The following is a 14968-nucleotide window of genomic DNA, read 5'->3' as shown; positions in this document are numbered from 1 at the left end:
CGGGGTGAAAATAATGAAAAAGAGAAAAATACCGATGCGTAAAGATATTGTGACTGGTGAAATGATGCCCAAACGGCAATTAATCCGGGTGGTTCGCAACAAGGAAAATGAAGTTTCACTAGATCCTACTGGCAAAAAGCCCGGTCGTGGTGCTTACGTTGCCGTCGATGTCAAAATTGCTGAACGGGCGAAAAAGCAACGGACCTTTGACAAAGTCTTTAATGTGACATTGGATGATGCATTCTATGATGAATTAATCAAGTATGCTGACCATGAACAGGCTCGTCAAGAACTGTTTGGCAATGACAAATAAACAACCAATTATCCAATTACTCGGGTTAGCGCAACGAGCACGGGAACTAACGACTGGTGAAAACCTCGCTTTGAAGCAAATTCGCCAAGGAAAGGCGAAATTTGTTTTCATTGCTCGTGATGCTGGAGCGGCTAGTGCTAAAAAACTGACTGATAAGTGTCATTTTTATCACGTCCCAGTCAGCCAATCGCTAACTCGTCAAGAAATTAGTCAAGCCATTGGTCAAACCCGCACCGTTGTGGTTGTTAACCAAACTGGCTTTGCAAAGAAATTTCAGCAATTAATCACAAATTTAAATGAAGGAGAGTGAGCATATGGCCAAAGAACGGATCTACGAACTAGCTAAAGAGCTCAAAATGCCAAGCAAACAACTGGTTAAATTGGCAAATGAACAAGGGATGAGTATCAAGAGCCACATGTCTTCAGTGACCCCTGATCAAGCGGCTCAATTACGCCAAGCTGCGAAGGGCGGTAACCAAAAGCCCGCACCACAAGCAAAAAAGGCGGCCCCTGCGCCAAAGAAGCCGGCGGCAAAGCAGACAGCTAAACCGGCTTCAAATAAGCAGAATCAGAACCACCAGGATCATCACGCGTCACAAAGTCAGAAGTTACGTGACCACCGTGATCATGGTAATGGTCAACAACACCAAACTAACCAGAACCGTTCCCAAAACAAGCCTGACAACAATAACCAACGGAACAATCGTCACGACAACAATAATAATCGGGGCAACAAGCAGTCCGGTGGTAACAACCAAAACCGGGCGCACTGGTTTGGTAACAAGAACAACAAGAAAAATAAAAAGCGGAACAAGAAGAACCGTAATCAACGGATGAAGAACGTAGCGCCAAAACAAGCACCACAACGGAAGGATCGTCCGCTGCCAGAGGTTTTGGAATACACTGAGGGCATGAACGCTCAAGACCTTGCAAAGATTTTGCACCGTTCAGCGGCCGAAATCGTCAAGAAGTTATTCATGCTGGGGGTCATGGTCAACCAAAACCAATCCTTAGACAAGGATACGATTGAAATTCTGGCGGCCGATTATGGCATTGACGCTAAGGAAAAGGTTCAAGAAGATATCGCGGACTTGGACAAGTTCTTTGATGATGAACAAAAGAATCAGGAACACATGGTGCCACGGCCACCAGTTGTTACCGTCATGGGGCACGTTGACCATGGGAAGACGACCTTGCTTGACAAGATTCGTCATTCCCACGTCACTGAACATGAAGCCGGGGGAATCACTCAGGCCATTGGTGCCTACCAAGTTCGTTACAATGACCAAGTCATTACCTTCTTGGATACTCCTGGACACGCGGCCTTTTCTGAAATGCGGGCCCGTGGTGCTAACATTACCGATATCACTGTCCTTGTGGTAGCAGCGGATGATGGTGTTATGCCACAAACTATTGAAGCAATCAACCACGCTAAGGCAGCGAAGACCCCAATCATTGTTGCGGTTAACAAGATTGATAAGCCAGGTGCCAACCCTGATCACGTTACCGAACAACTAACTGAATACGGTTTGGTCCCAGAAGACTGGGGTGGGGACACGATTTTCGTCCAAATTTCCGCCAAGTTTGATAAGAACATCGATGAATTGTTAGACATGATCTTACTACAAGCTGAAATGATGGAATTGAAGGCGAACCCTGATCAACGGGCGGCCGGTTCCGTTGTCGAAGCGCGGCTTGATCACGGTCGTGGTGCCGTTGCGACCTTGCTGGTTCAACAAGGGACTATGCATGTTGGGGACCCAATCGTTGTCGGTAACACCTTTGGTCGAGTGCGGACGATGAACAATGAAAATGGTCGGCGGATCAAAGAAGCTGGCCCATCAACTCCAGTGGAAATTACCGGTTTGAATGATGTTCCGCAAGCTGGGGACCGCTTCGTTGTCTTTGAAGACGAAAAGACGGCCCGGGCTGCTGGTGAAGAACGGGCTAAGCGGGCACAAGACGAAGAACGGGCACGGACTTCGCACGTGACGCTGGATAACCTCTTTGATACGATGAAGAAGGGCCAAATGAAGACCCTGCCAATCATCATCAAGGCGGATGTTCAAGGTTCTGTTGAAGCCTTAGCACAAAGTTTGCAAAAGATTAATGTTGATGGTGTCCGGGTTGATATTATCCACAAGGCTGTTGGTGCCATTAGTGAATCTGATGTCACCCTTGCCGAGGCATCGAACGCCGTTATTATCGGTTTCAACGTTCGGCCAACACCACTGGCTAAGTCCATGTCTGATTCTAACAACATCGATATTCGGCTCTACCAAGTTATCTACAAGGCGATCGAAGAAGTTGAAGACGCCATGAAAGGGATGCTGGAACCTGAATATGAAGAAGAGACGATTGGTGAAGTCGAAGTTAAGCAAATTTACAAGGCTTCTAAAGTTGGGACAATCGCCGGTGGTCTGGTTACTACTGGTAAGATTACCAGTGACTCCAAGGTTCGGCTCATTCGTGATGGGGTGGTCCTCTACGATGGTGAATTAGGAAGCCTCAAGCGGTTCCAAGACGATGCTAAGGAAGTTAAGGCCGGTTTCGAATGTGGTTTGACCATTCAAAACTACAATGACATCAAGGAAAATGATGTGATCGAAGCCTACCGGATGAAGGAAGTTCCTGTTAAGTAAAGGAGAAGGGCATGCCTAATAAACGATACCGACCAGAACGACTGGCCCAAGAAATTCAACGCGAAGTCGATGATATTTTATTGAAGCGGGTCCGGGATCCCCGGGTTCAAGACATCACCATTACTGGAGTGGATGTCACTGGGGACCTTCAGCAAGCAACGATTTACTACAGTTTGTTATCTGATAAAGCATCTGACGGTGAAAAGGCGCAAGCCGGCTTGGATAAAGCCACCGGTTTGATTCGCAAAGAGTTAGGTGCCCGCCTCAATATTTTTAAAACACCAGCGATTAAGTTTGAACGGGACCCATCGATTCAATATGGGAACCGGATTGATGAATTACTCAAGAAACTTCATCAAGAAAATCAACTTTAAACTGTTCAAAGAGGTTGTGGAACAAACCGCAACCTCTTTTTACGTTGCGCTTAAAGGAGGCAAATTTAATGGATGGAGTATTACCTTTATATAAAGAACGTGGGATGACTAGCTTTGACTGCATTCGGCGCTTACGGCAATTACTGCATACCAAAAAGATTGGTCATTCGGGCACCCTCGACCCGAACGTGAGTGGTGTTTTACCAATCTGTGTGGGGAATGCTACCAAGTTAGTCCCTTACCTAATGGCGTCGGGAAAAGTCTATGCTGGTGAGCTACTGATTGGTCAGGCGACCACCACTGAAGACTTAGATGGCGAGGTGGTGGACACGAAGGCGGTTGCCGCCGCGATTCCTGAAGAACAAATTCAAGCGGCCATGGCAAAGCTAACCGGTGATATCACCCAAATTCCCCCGATGTATTCGGCGGTGAAGGTCAATGGTAAGCGCCTTTACGAGTATGCCCGGGCCGGCGAGACAGTGGAGCGGCCACAACGCCAGGTCACGATTAGCAAATTTAAGATGACTTCATCACAATACGACCCGGACAAGCAAGTGCAACGGGTGCGCTTTGAAGTCCATTGTTCCAAGGGGACCTATGTGCGGACCCTAGCGGTGGACCTTGCGAAGGAGCTGGGTTATCCGGGAACGATGTCCTCATTAACCCGGTTAAAAAGTGGTGGCTTTGAATTAGATCAAACCTTGAGTCTGGCGGATGTCGAAGAAGAGGTTAACAACGGCACGATTACCAACTATATTTTTCCGGCCCGCTTTGTTTTACAAGATTACCCACAAGTTGAATTGACGGCTGACCAGTGGAAACTAGTGCAAAACGGTGGCTGGTTGAAGGCTACGGCACTCAACCATGATGAAAAAGAAATTGTGTTGCTGTATGACGGTGAGGCCAAGGCCGTCTACAAAAAGGTTGGCGCCAATTACAAACCGGCAACCATGATTTCAGTGAAGTAGGTGGCAAAATGAAAACTATTCAATTGAGTTATCCAATTGATCCAGCAAAGGTGGCGAAGGGTCCAGTGGTTCTCGCGATGGGTTTCTTTGATGGGGTCCACCGTGGTCACCAGCAAGTGATTGGTCAGGCTCGTGAAATCGCGGCGGCTCGTCAGCAGCCATTGGCCGTTTTGACTTACGACAAATTACCGGCAATTGTCTTTCGCCAGCTCCCACAACCGGTTCGTTACCTCACGCCATTGCCGCTCAAACTGCAATTGTTTGCAAAATTGGGTGTTGACGTGACTTACGTAATGGATTTTACTTCCACTGTTGGCCACCTCAGTCCACAAAACTTTGTTGACGAAGTACTGATGCAACTGCAGGTCAGTGCGGTGGTGGCTGGTTACGACCACACCTATGGGCCAAGGGAGATCGCCAATATGCAACGCTTGCCTGATTATGTTCGGGACCGGTTCACAATTCGGACGGTGGGCAAACTGGCGGCTAACGATGGTGACATGAAAGTCAGCTCGACCGCAATTCGGCAACTGATTGATGAAGGTCAGGTGGGGGCAGCCAACGAGCAACTGGGGTATGAATACTTGACCACTGGAATTGTGGTTCACGGTTTTGCCCGGGGTCGCACGATTGGTTTTCCCACTGCGAATGTGCAATGGACTGAAAATGAACGAATTCCGGCCATTGGAGTTTACGTTGTCCAATTAAAAGTCCAAGGCCACTGGTACGATGGCATGGCCAGTGTGGGCTATAATGTGACCTTTGGCGAACAAAAAAACAAGACGATTGAGGTTAACCTTTTTAATTTTGCCCGGGAAATCTATGGCGAACATGTGGTAGTTCGTTGGGTGCAACGACTGCGTGGTGAAGTCAAATTTGCCAGTGCCACAGAATTGGTTAACCAACTCAAAAAGGACCGTCAGCTGTCAAAAGAAATTTTAGGCCAGCACGCTTAAAATAAATGCAAAGATCTGTGCTATAATATTGATTTCTAGGACGTTTTTATCTACTATTAAGACTGATCTGTAAAATAAACAATCATTGAAAAAGAGAATTAAGGAGTGGATTACCTGTGTGTGGTTTTGCCGGAGTAGTATCCGATAAAAAATTATATTCTCCAGAACGGTTGAGTGATGCCGTTCACACCATGAATAACATGATTATTCACCGGGGACCTGATGACTCAGGTTATTTTCAAGATGACAACATCACAATGGGCTTTCGGCGATTAAGTATTATCGATTTGTCGGCAGCTGGTCACCAACCAATGCCGTATGACAACGAACGGTACATGTTGACTTTCAATGGTGAAATTTATAACTACATTGAATTACGGGACCAATTAAAAGCTGAGGGCTACACTTTCAATAGCGACTCTGATTCAGAAGTGATCTTAGCTGGTTATGATAAATGGGGAGTTGATGCGCCCAAGCACTTCCGAGGAATGTTTGCCTTTGTCATTTGGGATAGTCAAGAAAAGACGGTTTTCGCTGCGCGCGACCAGTTTGGTATTAAGCCTTTTTACTATGCCGAAGTCGGTGACCAACTCTTCTATGGTTCTGAGGAAAAGGCCCTCTACCCAGTTCTACGGGAACAAGCCTTTAATCACGATGCTTTGCAAGATTATATGACTTTCCAATACGTCCCAGAACCAGAAACGATGTCTAAGAACATTAAAGCGCTTTTGCCTGGAATGTCACTACTTAAAAAGGTTGGGGAACCAATTCAACTCCAGCGTTACTATGACACGACCTTCCATCCAGTAGAAAAGTCTGAAGACGAATACGCTAAAGAAGTGCGGGACGTGCTCTTTGATTCTGTGAAGATCCACATGCGGTCGGATGTTCCGGTTGGAGCCTTTCTCTCTGGCGGGATTGATTCAACGATTGTTGTTTCGATTGCTAAACAGTTTAATGACAACCTCAAGACCTTTTCCGTCGGTTTTGAACGTGAAGGCTATAGTGAACTGGACGTTTCCCAAGAAACGGCAGACATCTTAGGGGTAGAAAATTACAGTCATATCATTACCCCACAAGAGTTTATGAAGGCCTTCCCATACTTTGTCTGGTCCATGGACGATCCACTGGCTGACCCAGCGGCTGTGCCACAGTTCTTCTTGACCAAGACCGCGCGGGAACAAGTCAAGGTTGCGTTGACCGGTGAAGGGGCGGATGAATTATTTGGTGGTTACACAATTTACCACGAACCCATTTCGCTGCGGCCATTCAAGTACACGAAGCCAATTAATGGTGCTTTGCACGCCATTAGTAAGATGATGCCTGAAGGAATGCGCGGTAAATCCTTCCTGATGCGGGGAACTGTCCCACTGGAACAACGTTACGTCGGGAATGCCTTCATCTTTAACGAAGACGAAAAGAAGCGGTTCTTTAAGGATTATGATCCAAGTCATTCATATGCAAAGACAATGGAACGCTGGTATGACGAAGCCAAGCAATATGATCCCATTACCAAGATGCAATTCATTGATATCCATGCCTGGTTAAATGGTGACCTTTTGCGGAACGCGGACCGGACTTCACTGGCCCACAGTTTGGAATTGCGGACGCCATTCCTGGATAAAGAAGTCTTTGAAGTGGCTTCCAAGATCCCAAGTCACCTGCGGATCAAGGATGGGACGACTAAGCAAATCTTGCGGGAGGCGGTGGCCGATGTTATTCCGAGTCACGTGCTGCACCGGAAGAAGTTAGGCTTCCCAGTACCAATTCGTTTCTGGCTCAAGGATGAAATGTATGACTGGGCCAAGGACATTATCAATGAATCGCAGACCGACCAGTTCTTCAACAAGTACTACTTCCTTCAACTGCTGGAAGATCACCGGAAGGGTGTTCGGGACAATTCACGGAAGATTTGGACGATTTTGACCTTCATGACTTGGTACAAGCAATATATTGAAGATGCAGGATCAAGCTTTGCATCACCATTCTAATTACAATAACTAGATAGGATTGAGGATCACAAATGGGAAAAGTGATTGTGCAAAAATTTGGTGGAACGTCGGTTCAGAACCGGGCCTCACGCGAGCTCGCACTTGACCATGTGCAAAAAGCGATCGAGGCGGGTAATAAGGTCGTGATGGTCGTTTCCGCAATGGGCCGGAAAGGGGCACCTTACGCCACTGATTCCTTATTTGCTCTGGTGGATACTGACCACCAAACGAATTTAACCGCTCGGGAACTTGATCAACTGTTAGCTACCGGCGAATTGATTTCAATGTCGGTCATGGTTGACCAGTCCCGGCAACGTGGTCTCAAGACCATTGGTTTAACTGGAGCGCAAGCCGGGATCATTACTAATGACGATTACCAAAATGCGCGGGTGCAAAAGGTGGTTCCCGATGCCATTTTACGGGGCTTTCGGCAAGCCGATGTGATCGTGGTAACCGGCTTTCAAGGGGTGACCACCGACGGTCACGTCACGACGCTCGGCCGTGGTGGTTCCGATACCTCTGCGACAGCGATTGGGGCGGCGCTGGATGCTCAGTACGTCGATATTTTTACCGATGTTGCTGGGGTTATGGATCACGATCCTAAACTAGATCCCCACGCGAAATTGATCCCGTTTTTGACCTACCAGGAGATGCAACGGATGGCGGATGCTGGTGCCAAGGTGGTCCACCCCCGGGCCGTCAAAATTGCCATGCGGGCCGGCATTCCATTTCGGGTGCGGTCGACTTATCGGACAGCTGAAGATGGCTGTACGATTATTGGTAGCGAAAATTTTATGCAACAATGATTGCAGGAAGGAAGAACCACTGTGTTAGCTAGTGATTTAATTCAAGCATTAAAGTACAAACATCTTTCGGATGAGCATTACGAGGACTTTGAGGTAACGGTACTGACCCAAGACACCCGCCAAGTCGTTCCTGGTGCGATTTTTATTGCGATTGTCGGAAGCAACGTTGACGGCCACCAATTTGTTCCCCAAGCAGTTGCTAGTGGGGCGCAGATGATTATTGCCCAGGAGCCGGTTGACGTGGACGTTCCAGTTGTCTACGTTAAGGACACTCACCGGGCGATGGCGTTCTTGGCGGACAAGTACTATGGTTCACCAAGCCAAGCGATGAAGATGATTGGGGTTACCGGGACGAATGGTAAAACGACCGTGACCCACCTGATCGAGGAAGTCTTTCATGATCTGGGAGAAGGCACTGGCCTGATCGGGACCTTGTATCGGAAGGTGAATGAGCAGGTTTATCCAACAACTAACACGACACCGGACGTGCTGACTAATCAAAAGACCCTGGCCGAGATGCGTGATGAGGGCGTCAAGACGGTTTCCATGGAAGTGTCTTCGATTGCCCTGGTTCAAGGCCGGGTTTGGGGGATTGACTACGACATTGCCGTCTTTACCAACTTTACGGAAGACCACCTGGCTTATCACAAAACAATGAGTCAGTATAAGTTGGCCAAGAGCTTGTTATTTGCTCAATTAGGGAACACCTTCACGGGGAAAACGGCCGTCATGAATATCGACGATCCTGTGGGTCGCGAATTTATTGACTACACCACGAGTCACATTCTGACTTATGGGATTAAGCATGACGCGGACATTTCGGCTGACCACATTGACATCAGCATTCACGGTACCGAATTCGACCTCCACGTCTTTAATGAAACCCGCCACGTCAAAACCCACCTGATTGGTGAATTCAACGTCTATAATGCTTTGGCGGCGGTGGGGGCGGCTTACGCGGCTGGCGCCAATTTAGATGAAATCGTGGATTCACTTAGCCGGGTCAAAGGGGTCAGGGGCCGGTTCCAACTGGTTCCGTCTGATACCGGGATTAGTGTGATCGTGGACTATGCTCACACTCCTGATGGTTTGCTGAATGTTTTACAGACATTGAACGATTTCGCAGAACAGGAGACCTACTGTATTGTGGGTTGTGGTGGAGACCGTGATGCGCAGAAACGGCCACAAATGGCCAAAATTGCCGTCGATAACAGTACGCATGCGATCTTGACTGAGGATAATCCACGGACAGAAGATCCGCAAAAGATTATGGACGACATGTTAGCAGGCATTGATCCTGATCAAGCCACGGTGATTTTAAACCGTCGTGAAGCCATTCAATATGCCGTCAACCATGCCAAACCCGGCGACGCAATCATCATTGCGGGGAAGGGTCACGAAGATTACCAAATCATCGGTAAAACTAAACATCATTTTGACGACTATGAAGAAGCTGAAAAAGCGTTGAAGAATCGTCAATAAATATGAAAGGGAGCGTGACAGAAGTCGTTTACGACTTCGTAGTCACGCCCCGCAAGCAACAATAGGGCTCCAGCATTCGGTTTTACCGGATGTTGGAGCCCATTGTTGTACTGCGCTGTTCGTGTTACAGCTATCTTCCAGGGATTCAGCCCCTTTTGTTTGCTATTCGATTAGTTCTTAATAGTGGTGTATCTCAGCCAAACGGCGCCGTCATCAAACGTTTGCACGTCTTTCAATTTCAACGGAACCGGGTGGTTACTAGTTCGACCATCAAAGAGGGCCGGTTGACCAGTGCGACCGTCAGCACCGCTCCCGATCAGGATGCTGAGCTCATCAATTAACCCAGCATTGAGAAAAGCACCGTTAATCCGACCGCCACCGACCACTGCCAGTCGTTTGACATCGAATTCATCATGCAGGATTTCCATGGCGCGGGCTAAATCAATCTGATCTTTACCCGTAGCAATCCACGAAATCTCTTGCTGGTTGAGGTAGGTCAGGTAGGCGGGGCTAACTTGTTCACTCATGATGATTAGGTGTGGAAAGTTGGTACTAGATTCCGTAGCCCATTCCAGGGTTCCCTTAGTATCCATGACGATGTTGTAACTTGGTGCCGCCACATTTTGCTTGAAAGCTTCGTGCCCCAACTGTTGACCATCAGCTTGAGTGAAGGTCCCATCAGTTAATTCGGTTGCAGCCGTGACCTTACCACTGATCCGCGTTGGTGCCGCCAGCTGATCTAGGGTGGTGTAGTATTCCGGTTCTCCGGTTAATTGAGCCGTCATGCCGCAGTCAATCCGCCCATCCACTGAGGTCATCATGTGACAAATAATGTATGGTTTACTCATGTTATCTTCCTCCATTTATTAACTATTCTCATCATACAGTCGAAAATAATAAATGGGAAATACTTATTTAGTAGCTAATTCCATGCTTAAATCGTATGAAATGGTTGAGTTTGATCAACGGCATGAGCGCACATGCGGAAACGGTGGCGCCGGCTCCTGCACCGCATTCAGAACAGGTAAAATCTGAACCAGGGACATCACAAGTATCTGCAGATCAAGCATCGACAACCCAAGAGAAGCCAACGACTACTGAACAATCGGTGGCTGATTCAGCTCAGAAACAAGCAAAGAGTAGTAATCCAGCTAATGAGGATGATGTTCAAATTGTCAACGTTTATCAACATTCTCAATTTGTGCAAATATTAGGGCGACTCAAAGCTTATGACGGTAAGTTACAACCAACTCAGGAATCGCTACTTGATATCCAAAACAACGGTGAGGGCGATTACTACATCAACGATGAAGATATTGATGGCTATTTTGGTGACGGAGAATACGAAAGCCTCCCTTGTCCAATCCAGAACAGGGGAGGCTTTTCAATTTTAATGGCGACTGGCGCGGTGGCTAATGCCACCACCAATTTTATGGACCTGGGTCTTAAATTTTGGTCGGCGGTTAGTGACCCATTTGAAGTTCTTCATTTTACCGTCGAACGGCTGATTGTTCAGGCGGAGCTTGGTCCAGCTTTCCATCACTTTGATCATATTATCGAGGTCGTGGAGTTGGCTGGGATTATTTTCTTGCACGGCCGCGTCATAGATGTCCGAGCGGAGCCGGTCAATCAAATTATTGTGATACTTTAAGAGGACGTCCGTGAGGGGAGCATGGCGATATTCATTAAATAATTTTTGAATCAAAGTCATGGCTTCGTGCGCGTTTTTGGGTTGAATATAGCGATGTTCTTCTGACATAATTTCTCCTAGAAAAAGGTTTGACTATTGTTGACTTTTAAAGTGATGATTGGTATATTATAAAGTGTGTTTAGCACTTAGGTGTTAAGAGTGCTAAAAGGAAGTGATCAAAAATGTTAACACAACGTCAAGAGGCAATCTTGCAAGCGATTGTACGCCAATACACTAGCACTGGTCAACCGGTTGGCTCCAAAGTCCTGGTTGATCGCTTGCCGATGAAGGTCAGTTCAGCGACAATTCGCAATGAAATGGCAGCTTTAGAGCGTGCGGGCTTGGTGACCAAGGAGCATTCGTCTTCTGGCCGGGTGCCTTCCAAAAAGGGTTACCGTTACTATGTCGATCACTTGCTGGATCTGAATAGCGTTTCGGATAATGATTTAGTTGTTATCCAAAATTCACTTGGCACTAATTTTGCCAAGCTGGATGAGATCATTTCGCACTCTGCTGATATTTTATCACAGTTGACTTCGTTGACCGCTTTCACGATCAAGCCGGAGCAAAAAGATGCGCGGCTGAGTGGTTTTCAACTGGTGCCGTTGGGCAACCAGAAGGTGATCGGGATTTTAGTCACCGATACCGGTGAGGTTGAAAATCAAACGTTCCGCATTCCACGGGATATGGACACGGAGGCTTTGGAAGCCGTCGTCCGGATGATCAATGACCAGTTAATTGGTAAGACCTTAGTCGAGGTGGTTCACCACTTACAGACCGATCTGCCAAGTCAGGTCCATCGTTATCTGGAAAGTCCCGAGGGCTTCCTCGAGGTGTTCGATAGTATCTTGTCACAAGCGGAACGCGAACGGTTCTTCGTTGGTGGTCGATTGAATCTGATGGGCATTGCTAGCAAGCAAAGTCCAAGTGAAATGAAGGCTCTGTATGAATTATTGGATACTAATGATCGCATTTCCCGGATTATCGATGCTGATACGGATAGTTCGGGAATCAACGTCCGCATTGGCAAGGAAATTGCCAATAGTGATGTTTTAAATAACTATTCGTTAATCACGGCGAAATACGACGTTGACCAGTATGGTCAAGGGATGATCGCCGTCCTCGGGCCGACGGCAATGCCATATTCCCGCACCATCGGCATTGTCGATGCCTTTCGGCGCGAACTAGCAAAGCGGTTATTAGACTACTATCATCATTATTACGGCTCTTAGGAGGGATTAAATGGCAAAGGAAGCTCAAGATAAGCAGTCCACTGCTCAAGAAAAAGCAGATGACAAGGCCCAAAAGACCACATCTGAAAAGAAACAACCAACATCTGCCGTAGATGAACTGAAAAAGCAAGTGGCAGACCTGAAAGATCAACTTGAAGAAAAAGACAATCAGTTTTTACGGGCCGAAGCCGAAATTCAAAACATGTCCAAGCGGTTTGAAAAGGAACGCAGCCAGATGGCCAAGTATGATGGCCAAGATTTGGCTACCAGCATTTTGCCGGTCTTAGATAACTTGAAGCGGGCTTTGGCAATCGAAGTGACTGATGACAATGGTAAGCAACTCAAAAAGGGCATTCAAATGGTCCATGATCATTTGGAAAAGGCCCTGCAAGACCATGGCATTACGGAAGTCGATGCCTTAGGCAAGCCGTTTGATCCGAACACTCAACAAGCGGTCCAAACTGTGGACGCTAGTGGTGATCAAAAGGCCGACACCGTGGTCCAGGTTCTCCAAGCCGGTTACGTTTTGAAAGACCGGGTTCTGCGACCAGCCATGGTAGTTGTTGCTCAATAGGAAAATTAATTAATAAAAGAGGGATATAAGATATGGCAAGTAACAAGATTATTGGTATTGACTTAGGTACCACCAACTCTGCCGTTGCCGTAATGGAAGGTAATGAACCAAAGATCATTACGAACCCAGAAGGTGGCCGGACAACTCCATCAGTTGTCTCCTTTAAGAATGGTGAAACCCAAGTCGGTGAAGTCGCTAAGCGGCAAGCAATTACGAATCCAAACACCGTGAAGTCCATCAAGAGTCACATGGGTGAAAAGGATTACACCGTCGACATCGAAGGCAAGAAGTACACACCACAAGAAATTTCCGCAATGATTCTTCAATACTTGAAGAAATATGCTGAAGATTACATTGGTGACACGGTTGACAAGGCCGTCATCACCGTTCCTGCTTACTTCAACGATGCCCAACGGCAAGCAACCAAGGACGCTGGTAAGATCGCTGGCTTGGACGTTAAGCGGATTATTAACGAACCAACTGCTTCATCCTTAGCATACGGTCTGGACAAGGCTGACAAGGACGAAAAGATTTTGGTTTACGACCTTGGTGGTGGGACCTTTGACGTTTCCATCCTTGAATTAGGTGACGGGGTCTTCCAAGTCCTTTCTACTAACGGTGATACGCACCTTGGTGGTGACGACTTTGACCAAAAGATCATGGATTGGTTGATTGATGGTTTCAAGCAAGAACATGGGATCGACCTTTCACAAGACAAGATGGCTCTGCAACGGCTCAAGGATGCTGCTGAAAAGGCCAAGAAGGACCTTTCTGGTGTTCAAGAAGCGCAAATCAGCTTACCATTCATCACTTCTGGTGAAAATGGCCCATTACACTTGGAAAAGACCTTGACCCGTGCTCAATTCAATCAATTGACGAACGACCTGGTTGAAAAGACCAAGCAACCAGTTTTGAACGCCATGAAGGATGCCGACTTGTCATTTAGTGACATCGACCAAGTCATCTTAAACGGTGGTTCCACCCGGATTCCTGCCGTTCAAGACATGGTCAAGGAATTAACTGGTAAGGAACCAAACCACTCCATCAACCCTGACGAAGCTGTTGCCTTAGGTGCCGCTATCCAAGGTGGGGTTCTGACCGGTGATGTGAAGGACGTTGTTCTTCTTGACGTTACGCCACTGTCACTTGGGATTGAAACCATGGGTGGTGTCTTCACGAAGTTGATTGACCGGAACACGACCATCCCAACTTCCAAGAGCCAAGTCTTCTCAACCGCGGCCGATAACCAACCAGCCGTTGATATTCACGTGCTCCAAGGTGAACGGCCAATGGCTGCCGACAACAAGACGCTTGGTAACTTCCAATTGACGGACATTCCGCCTGCACCACGTGGTGTGCCTCAAATCAAGGTAACCTTCGATATCGACAAGAACGGGATCGTTAATGTTTCCGCTGAAGATCAAGGGACCCACAAGAAGCAAAACATCACGATCAAGTCCAGTTCTGGTTTGTCCGACGAAGAAATTGAACGGATGAAGAAGGACGCTGAAGAACACGCCGATGCCGACAAGAAGAAGAAGGAAGAAGCCGATGTGCGGAACGAAACTGACCAATTATTATTCCAAACTGACAAGACCCTGAAGGAATTGAAGGGCAAGGTTTCTGACGACGAAATCAAGAAGGCTGAAGACGCAAAGGCTGCTTTGCAAAAGGCTAAGGACGACAATAACATCGAAGAAATGAAGTCCAAGAAGGATGACTTGAACAAGATCGTTCAAGACCTGACTGTCAAGCTCTACCAACAAGCTCAACAACAAAATGGTGGGGCTCAAGGAAACCCAACTGGTGGTCAACCAAACAACGGTGGCAACCAAGATAACAATAAGGGCGACGATGGTAACACTGTCGATGGTGACTTCCAAGAAGTCGACCCTGACGACAAGAAGTAATTGTCGGCCATAGTAAAAAGCCAAAGGCCG

General features: G+C 47.3%; 14 protein-coding genes. 13 read left to right on the top strand and 1 reads right to left on the bottom strand.

All coding sequences use genetic code 11. The annotated features are described in order from the left end of the window. Positions 1-13: 13 nt before the first annotated feature. The 9 genes from rnpM (at position 14) to NFR43_RS04530 (ending at position 9532) form a co-directional block, all read left to right on the top strand. Positions 14-313, top strand: a complete 300-nt coding sequence (gene rnpM / locus NFR43_RS04570) for an RNase P modulator RnpM (RefSeq protein ID WP_251546897.1) — start codon at positions 14-16, stop codon at positions 311-313. After that, on the top strand, positions 303-623 hold the full coding sequence (locus NFR43_RS04565) for a L7Ae/L30e/S12e/Gadd45 family ribosomal protein (RefSeq protein WP_251546895.1): 321 nt from the start codon (positions 303-305) through the stop codon (positions 621-623). The genes rnpM and NFR43_RS04565 overlap by 11 nt, the downstream gene beginning before the upstream one ends. Positions 624-627: 4 nt before the next feature. After that, positions 628-2955: a translation initiation factor IF-2 gene (gene infB, locus NFR43_RS04560; RefSeq protein WP_251546893.1), complete on the top strand. Its 2328-nt coding sequence runs from the start codon at positions 628-630 to the stop codon at positions 2953-2955. A gap of 11 nt (positions 2956-2966) precedes the next feature. Beyond that, positions 2967-3329, top strand: a complete 363-nt coding sequence (gene rbfA, locus NFR43_RS04555; RefSeq protein WP_251546890.1) for a 30S ribosome-binding factor RbfA — start codon at positions 2967-2969, stop codon at positions 3327-3329. Between the two features lie 68 nt (positions 3330-3397). Continuing rightward, a complete protein-coding gene (truB, locus tag NFR43_RS04550; RefSeq protein WP_251546888.1) occupies positions 3398-4297 on the top strand; it encodes a tRNA pseudouridine(55) synthase TruB in 900 nt (299 codons plus the stop codon). A gap of 8 nt (positions 4298-4305) precedes the next feature. After that, a complete protein-coding gene (gene ribF, locus NFR43_RS04545) occupies positions 4306-5253 on the top strand; it encodes a riboflavin biosynthesis protein RibF (RefSeq protein ID WP_251546886.1) in 948 nt (315 codons plus the stop codon). A gap of 116 nt (positions 5254-5369) precedes the next feature. Then, positions 5370-7244, top strand: a complete 1875-nt coding sequence (asnB, locus tag NFR43_RS04540) for an asparagine synthase (glutamine-hydrolyzing) (RefSeq protein WP_275087099.1) — start codon at positions 5370-5372, stop codon at positions 7242-7244. 32 nt (positions 7245-7276) lie between these two features. Then, the gene (locus NFR43_RS04535; protein WP_251546884.1) at positions 7277-8050 is read left to right on the top strand and encodes an aspartate kinase; all 774 of its coding nucleotides are present in this window, start codon (positions 7277-7279) and stop codon (positions 8048-8050) included. A gap of 21 nt (positions 8051-8071) precedes the next feature. Next, the gene (locus NFR43_RS04530) at positions 8072-9532 is read left to right on the top strand and encodes a UDP-N-acetylmuramoyl-L-alanyl-D-glutamate--2,6-diaminopimelate ligase (protein ID WP_251546882.1); all 1461 of its coding nucleotides are present in this window, start codon (positions 8072-8074) and stop codon (positions 9530-9532) included. 170 nt (positions 9533-9702) lie between these two features. Here the strand turns inward: NFR43_RS04530 and NFR43_RS04525 are convergent, their stop codons facing one another. Continuing rightward, the gene (locus NFR43_RS04525; RefSeq protein ID WP_251546880.1) at positions 9703-10380 is read right to left on the bottom strand and encodes a dihydrofolate reductase family protein; all 678 of its coding nucleotides are present in this window, start codon (positions 10378-10380) and stop codon (positions 9703-9705) included. 122 nt (positions 10381-10502) lie between these two features. On the opposite strand from NFR43_RS04525, the gene NFR43_RS08570 reads away from it, so the two are divergent. The 4 genes from NFR43_RS08570 (at position 10503) to dnaK (ending at position 14938) form a co-directional block, all read left to right on the top strand. Beyond that, a complete protein-coding gene (locus NFR43_RS08570) occupies positions 10503-11183 on the top strand; it encodes a hypothetical protein (protein ID WP_407658138.1) in 681 nt (226 codons plus the stop codon). 221 nt (positions 11184-11404) lie between these two features. Then, positions 11405-12454: a heat-inducible transcriptional repressor HrcA gene (hrcA, locus tag NFR43_RS04515; protein WP_251546876.1), complete on the top strand. Its 1050-nt coding sequence runs from the start codon at positions 11405-11407 to the stop codon at positions 12452-12454. Between the two features lie 10 nt (positions 12455-12464). After that, positions 12465-13028 carry a nucleotide exchange factor GrpE gene (gene grpE, locus NFR43_RS04510; protein ID WP_251546874.1) on the top strand — a complete coding sequence of 188 codons (564 nt, stop codon included), beginning with the start codon at positions 12465-12467 and terminating at the stop codon, positions 13026-13028. A 32-nt stretch (positions 13029-13060) separates the two neighbouring features. Further along, positions 13061-14938 (top strand): molecular chaperone DnaK, encoded by a 1878-nt coding sequence (dnaK, locus tag NFR43_RS04505; protein ID WP_251546872.1) that lies wholly within the window; start codon positions 13061-13063, stop codon positions 14936-14938. Positions 14939-14968: the final 30 nt, after the last annotated feature.

This window comes from Limosilactobacillus caecicola (genome assembly GCF_943192935.1).
In the GTDB taxonomy this organism is placed as follows: domain Bacteria; phylum Bacillota; class Bacilli; order Lactobacillales; family Lactobacillaceae; genus Limosilactobacillus; species Limosilactobacillus caecicola.
Note: the sequence above shows the minus strand (reverse complement) of the source record. Positions and strands in the feature narration are given on the sequence as shown.

Bases quoted from the DNA above. Each gene is read 5' to 3' on its own strand.
- NFR43_RS04525 (WP_251546880.1), bottom strand. From the start codon at position 10,380: ATGAGTAAACCATACATTATTTGTCACATGATGACCTCAGTGGATGGG.
- hrcA (WP_251546876.1), top strand. From the start codon at position 11,405: ATGTTAACACAACGTCAAGAGGCAATCTTGCAAGCGATTGTACGCCAA.
- rbfA (WP_251546890.1), top strand. From the start codon at position 2,967: ATGCCTAATAAACGATACCGACCAGAACGACTGGCCCAAGAAATTCAA.
- truB (WP_251546888.1), top strand. From the start codon at position 3,398: ATGGATGGAGTATTACCTTTATATAAAGAACGTGGGATGACTAGCTTT.
- NFR43_RS08570 (WP_407658138.1), top strand. From the start codon at position 10,503: ATGAGCGCACATGCGGAAACGGTGGCGCCGGCTCCTGCACCGCATTCA.
- grpE (WP_251546874.1), top strand. From the start codon at position 12,465: ATGGCAAAGGAAGCTCAAGATAAGCAGTCCACTGCTCAAGAAAAAGCA.
- infB (WP_251546893.1), top strand. From the start codon at position 628: ATGGCCAAAGAACGGATCTACGAACTAGCTAAAGAGCTCAAAATGCCA.
- dnaK (WP_251546872.1), top strand. From the start codon at position 13,061: ATGGCAAGTAACAAGATTATTGGTATTGACTTAGGTACCACCAACTCT.
- rnpM (WP_251546897.1), top strand. From the start codon at position 14: ATGAAAAAGAGAAAAATACCGATGCGTAAAGATATTGTGACTGGTGAA.
- NFR43_RS04565 (WP_251546895.1), top strand. From the start codon at position 303: ATGACAAATAAACAACCAATTATCCAATTACTCGGGTTAGCGCAACGA.
- ribF (WP_251546886.1), top strand. From the start codon at position 4,306: ATGAAAACTATTCAATTGAGTTATCCAATTGATCCAGCAAAGGTGGCG.
- NFR43_RS04535 (WP_251546884.1), top strand. From the start codon at position 7,277: ATGGGAAAAGTGATTGTGCAAAAATTTGGTGGAACGTCGGTTCAGAAC.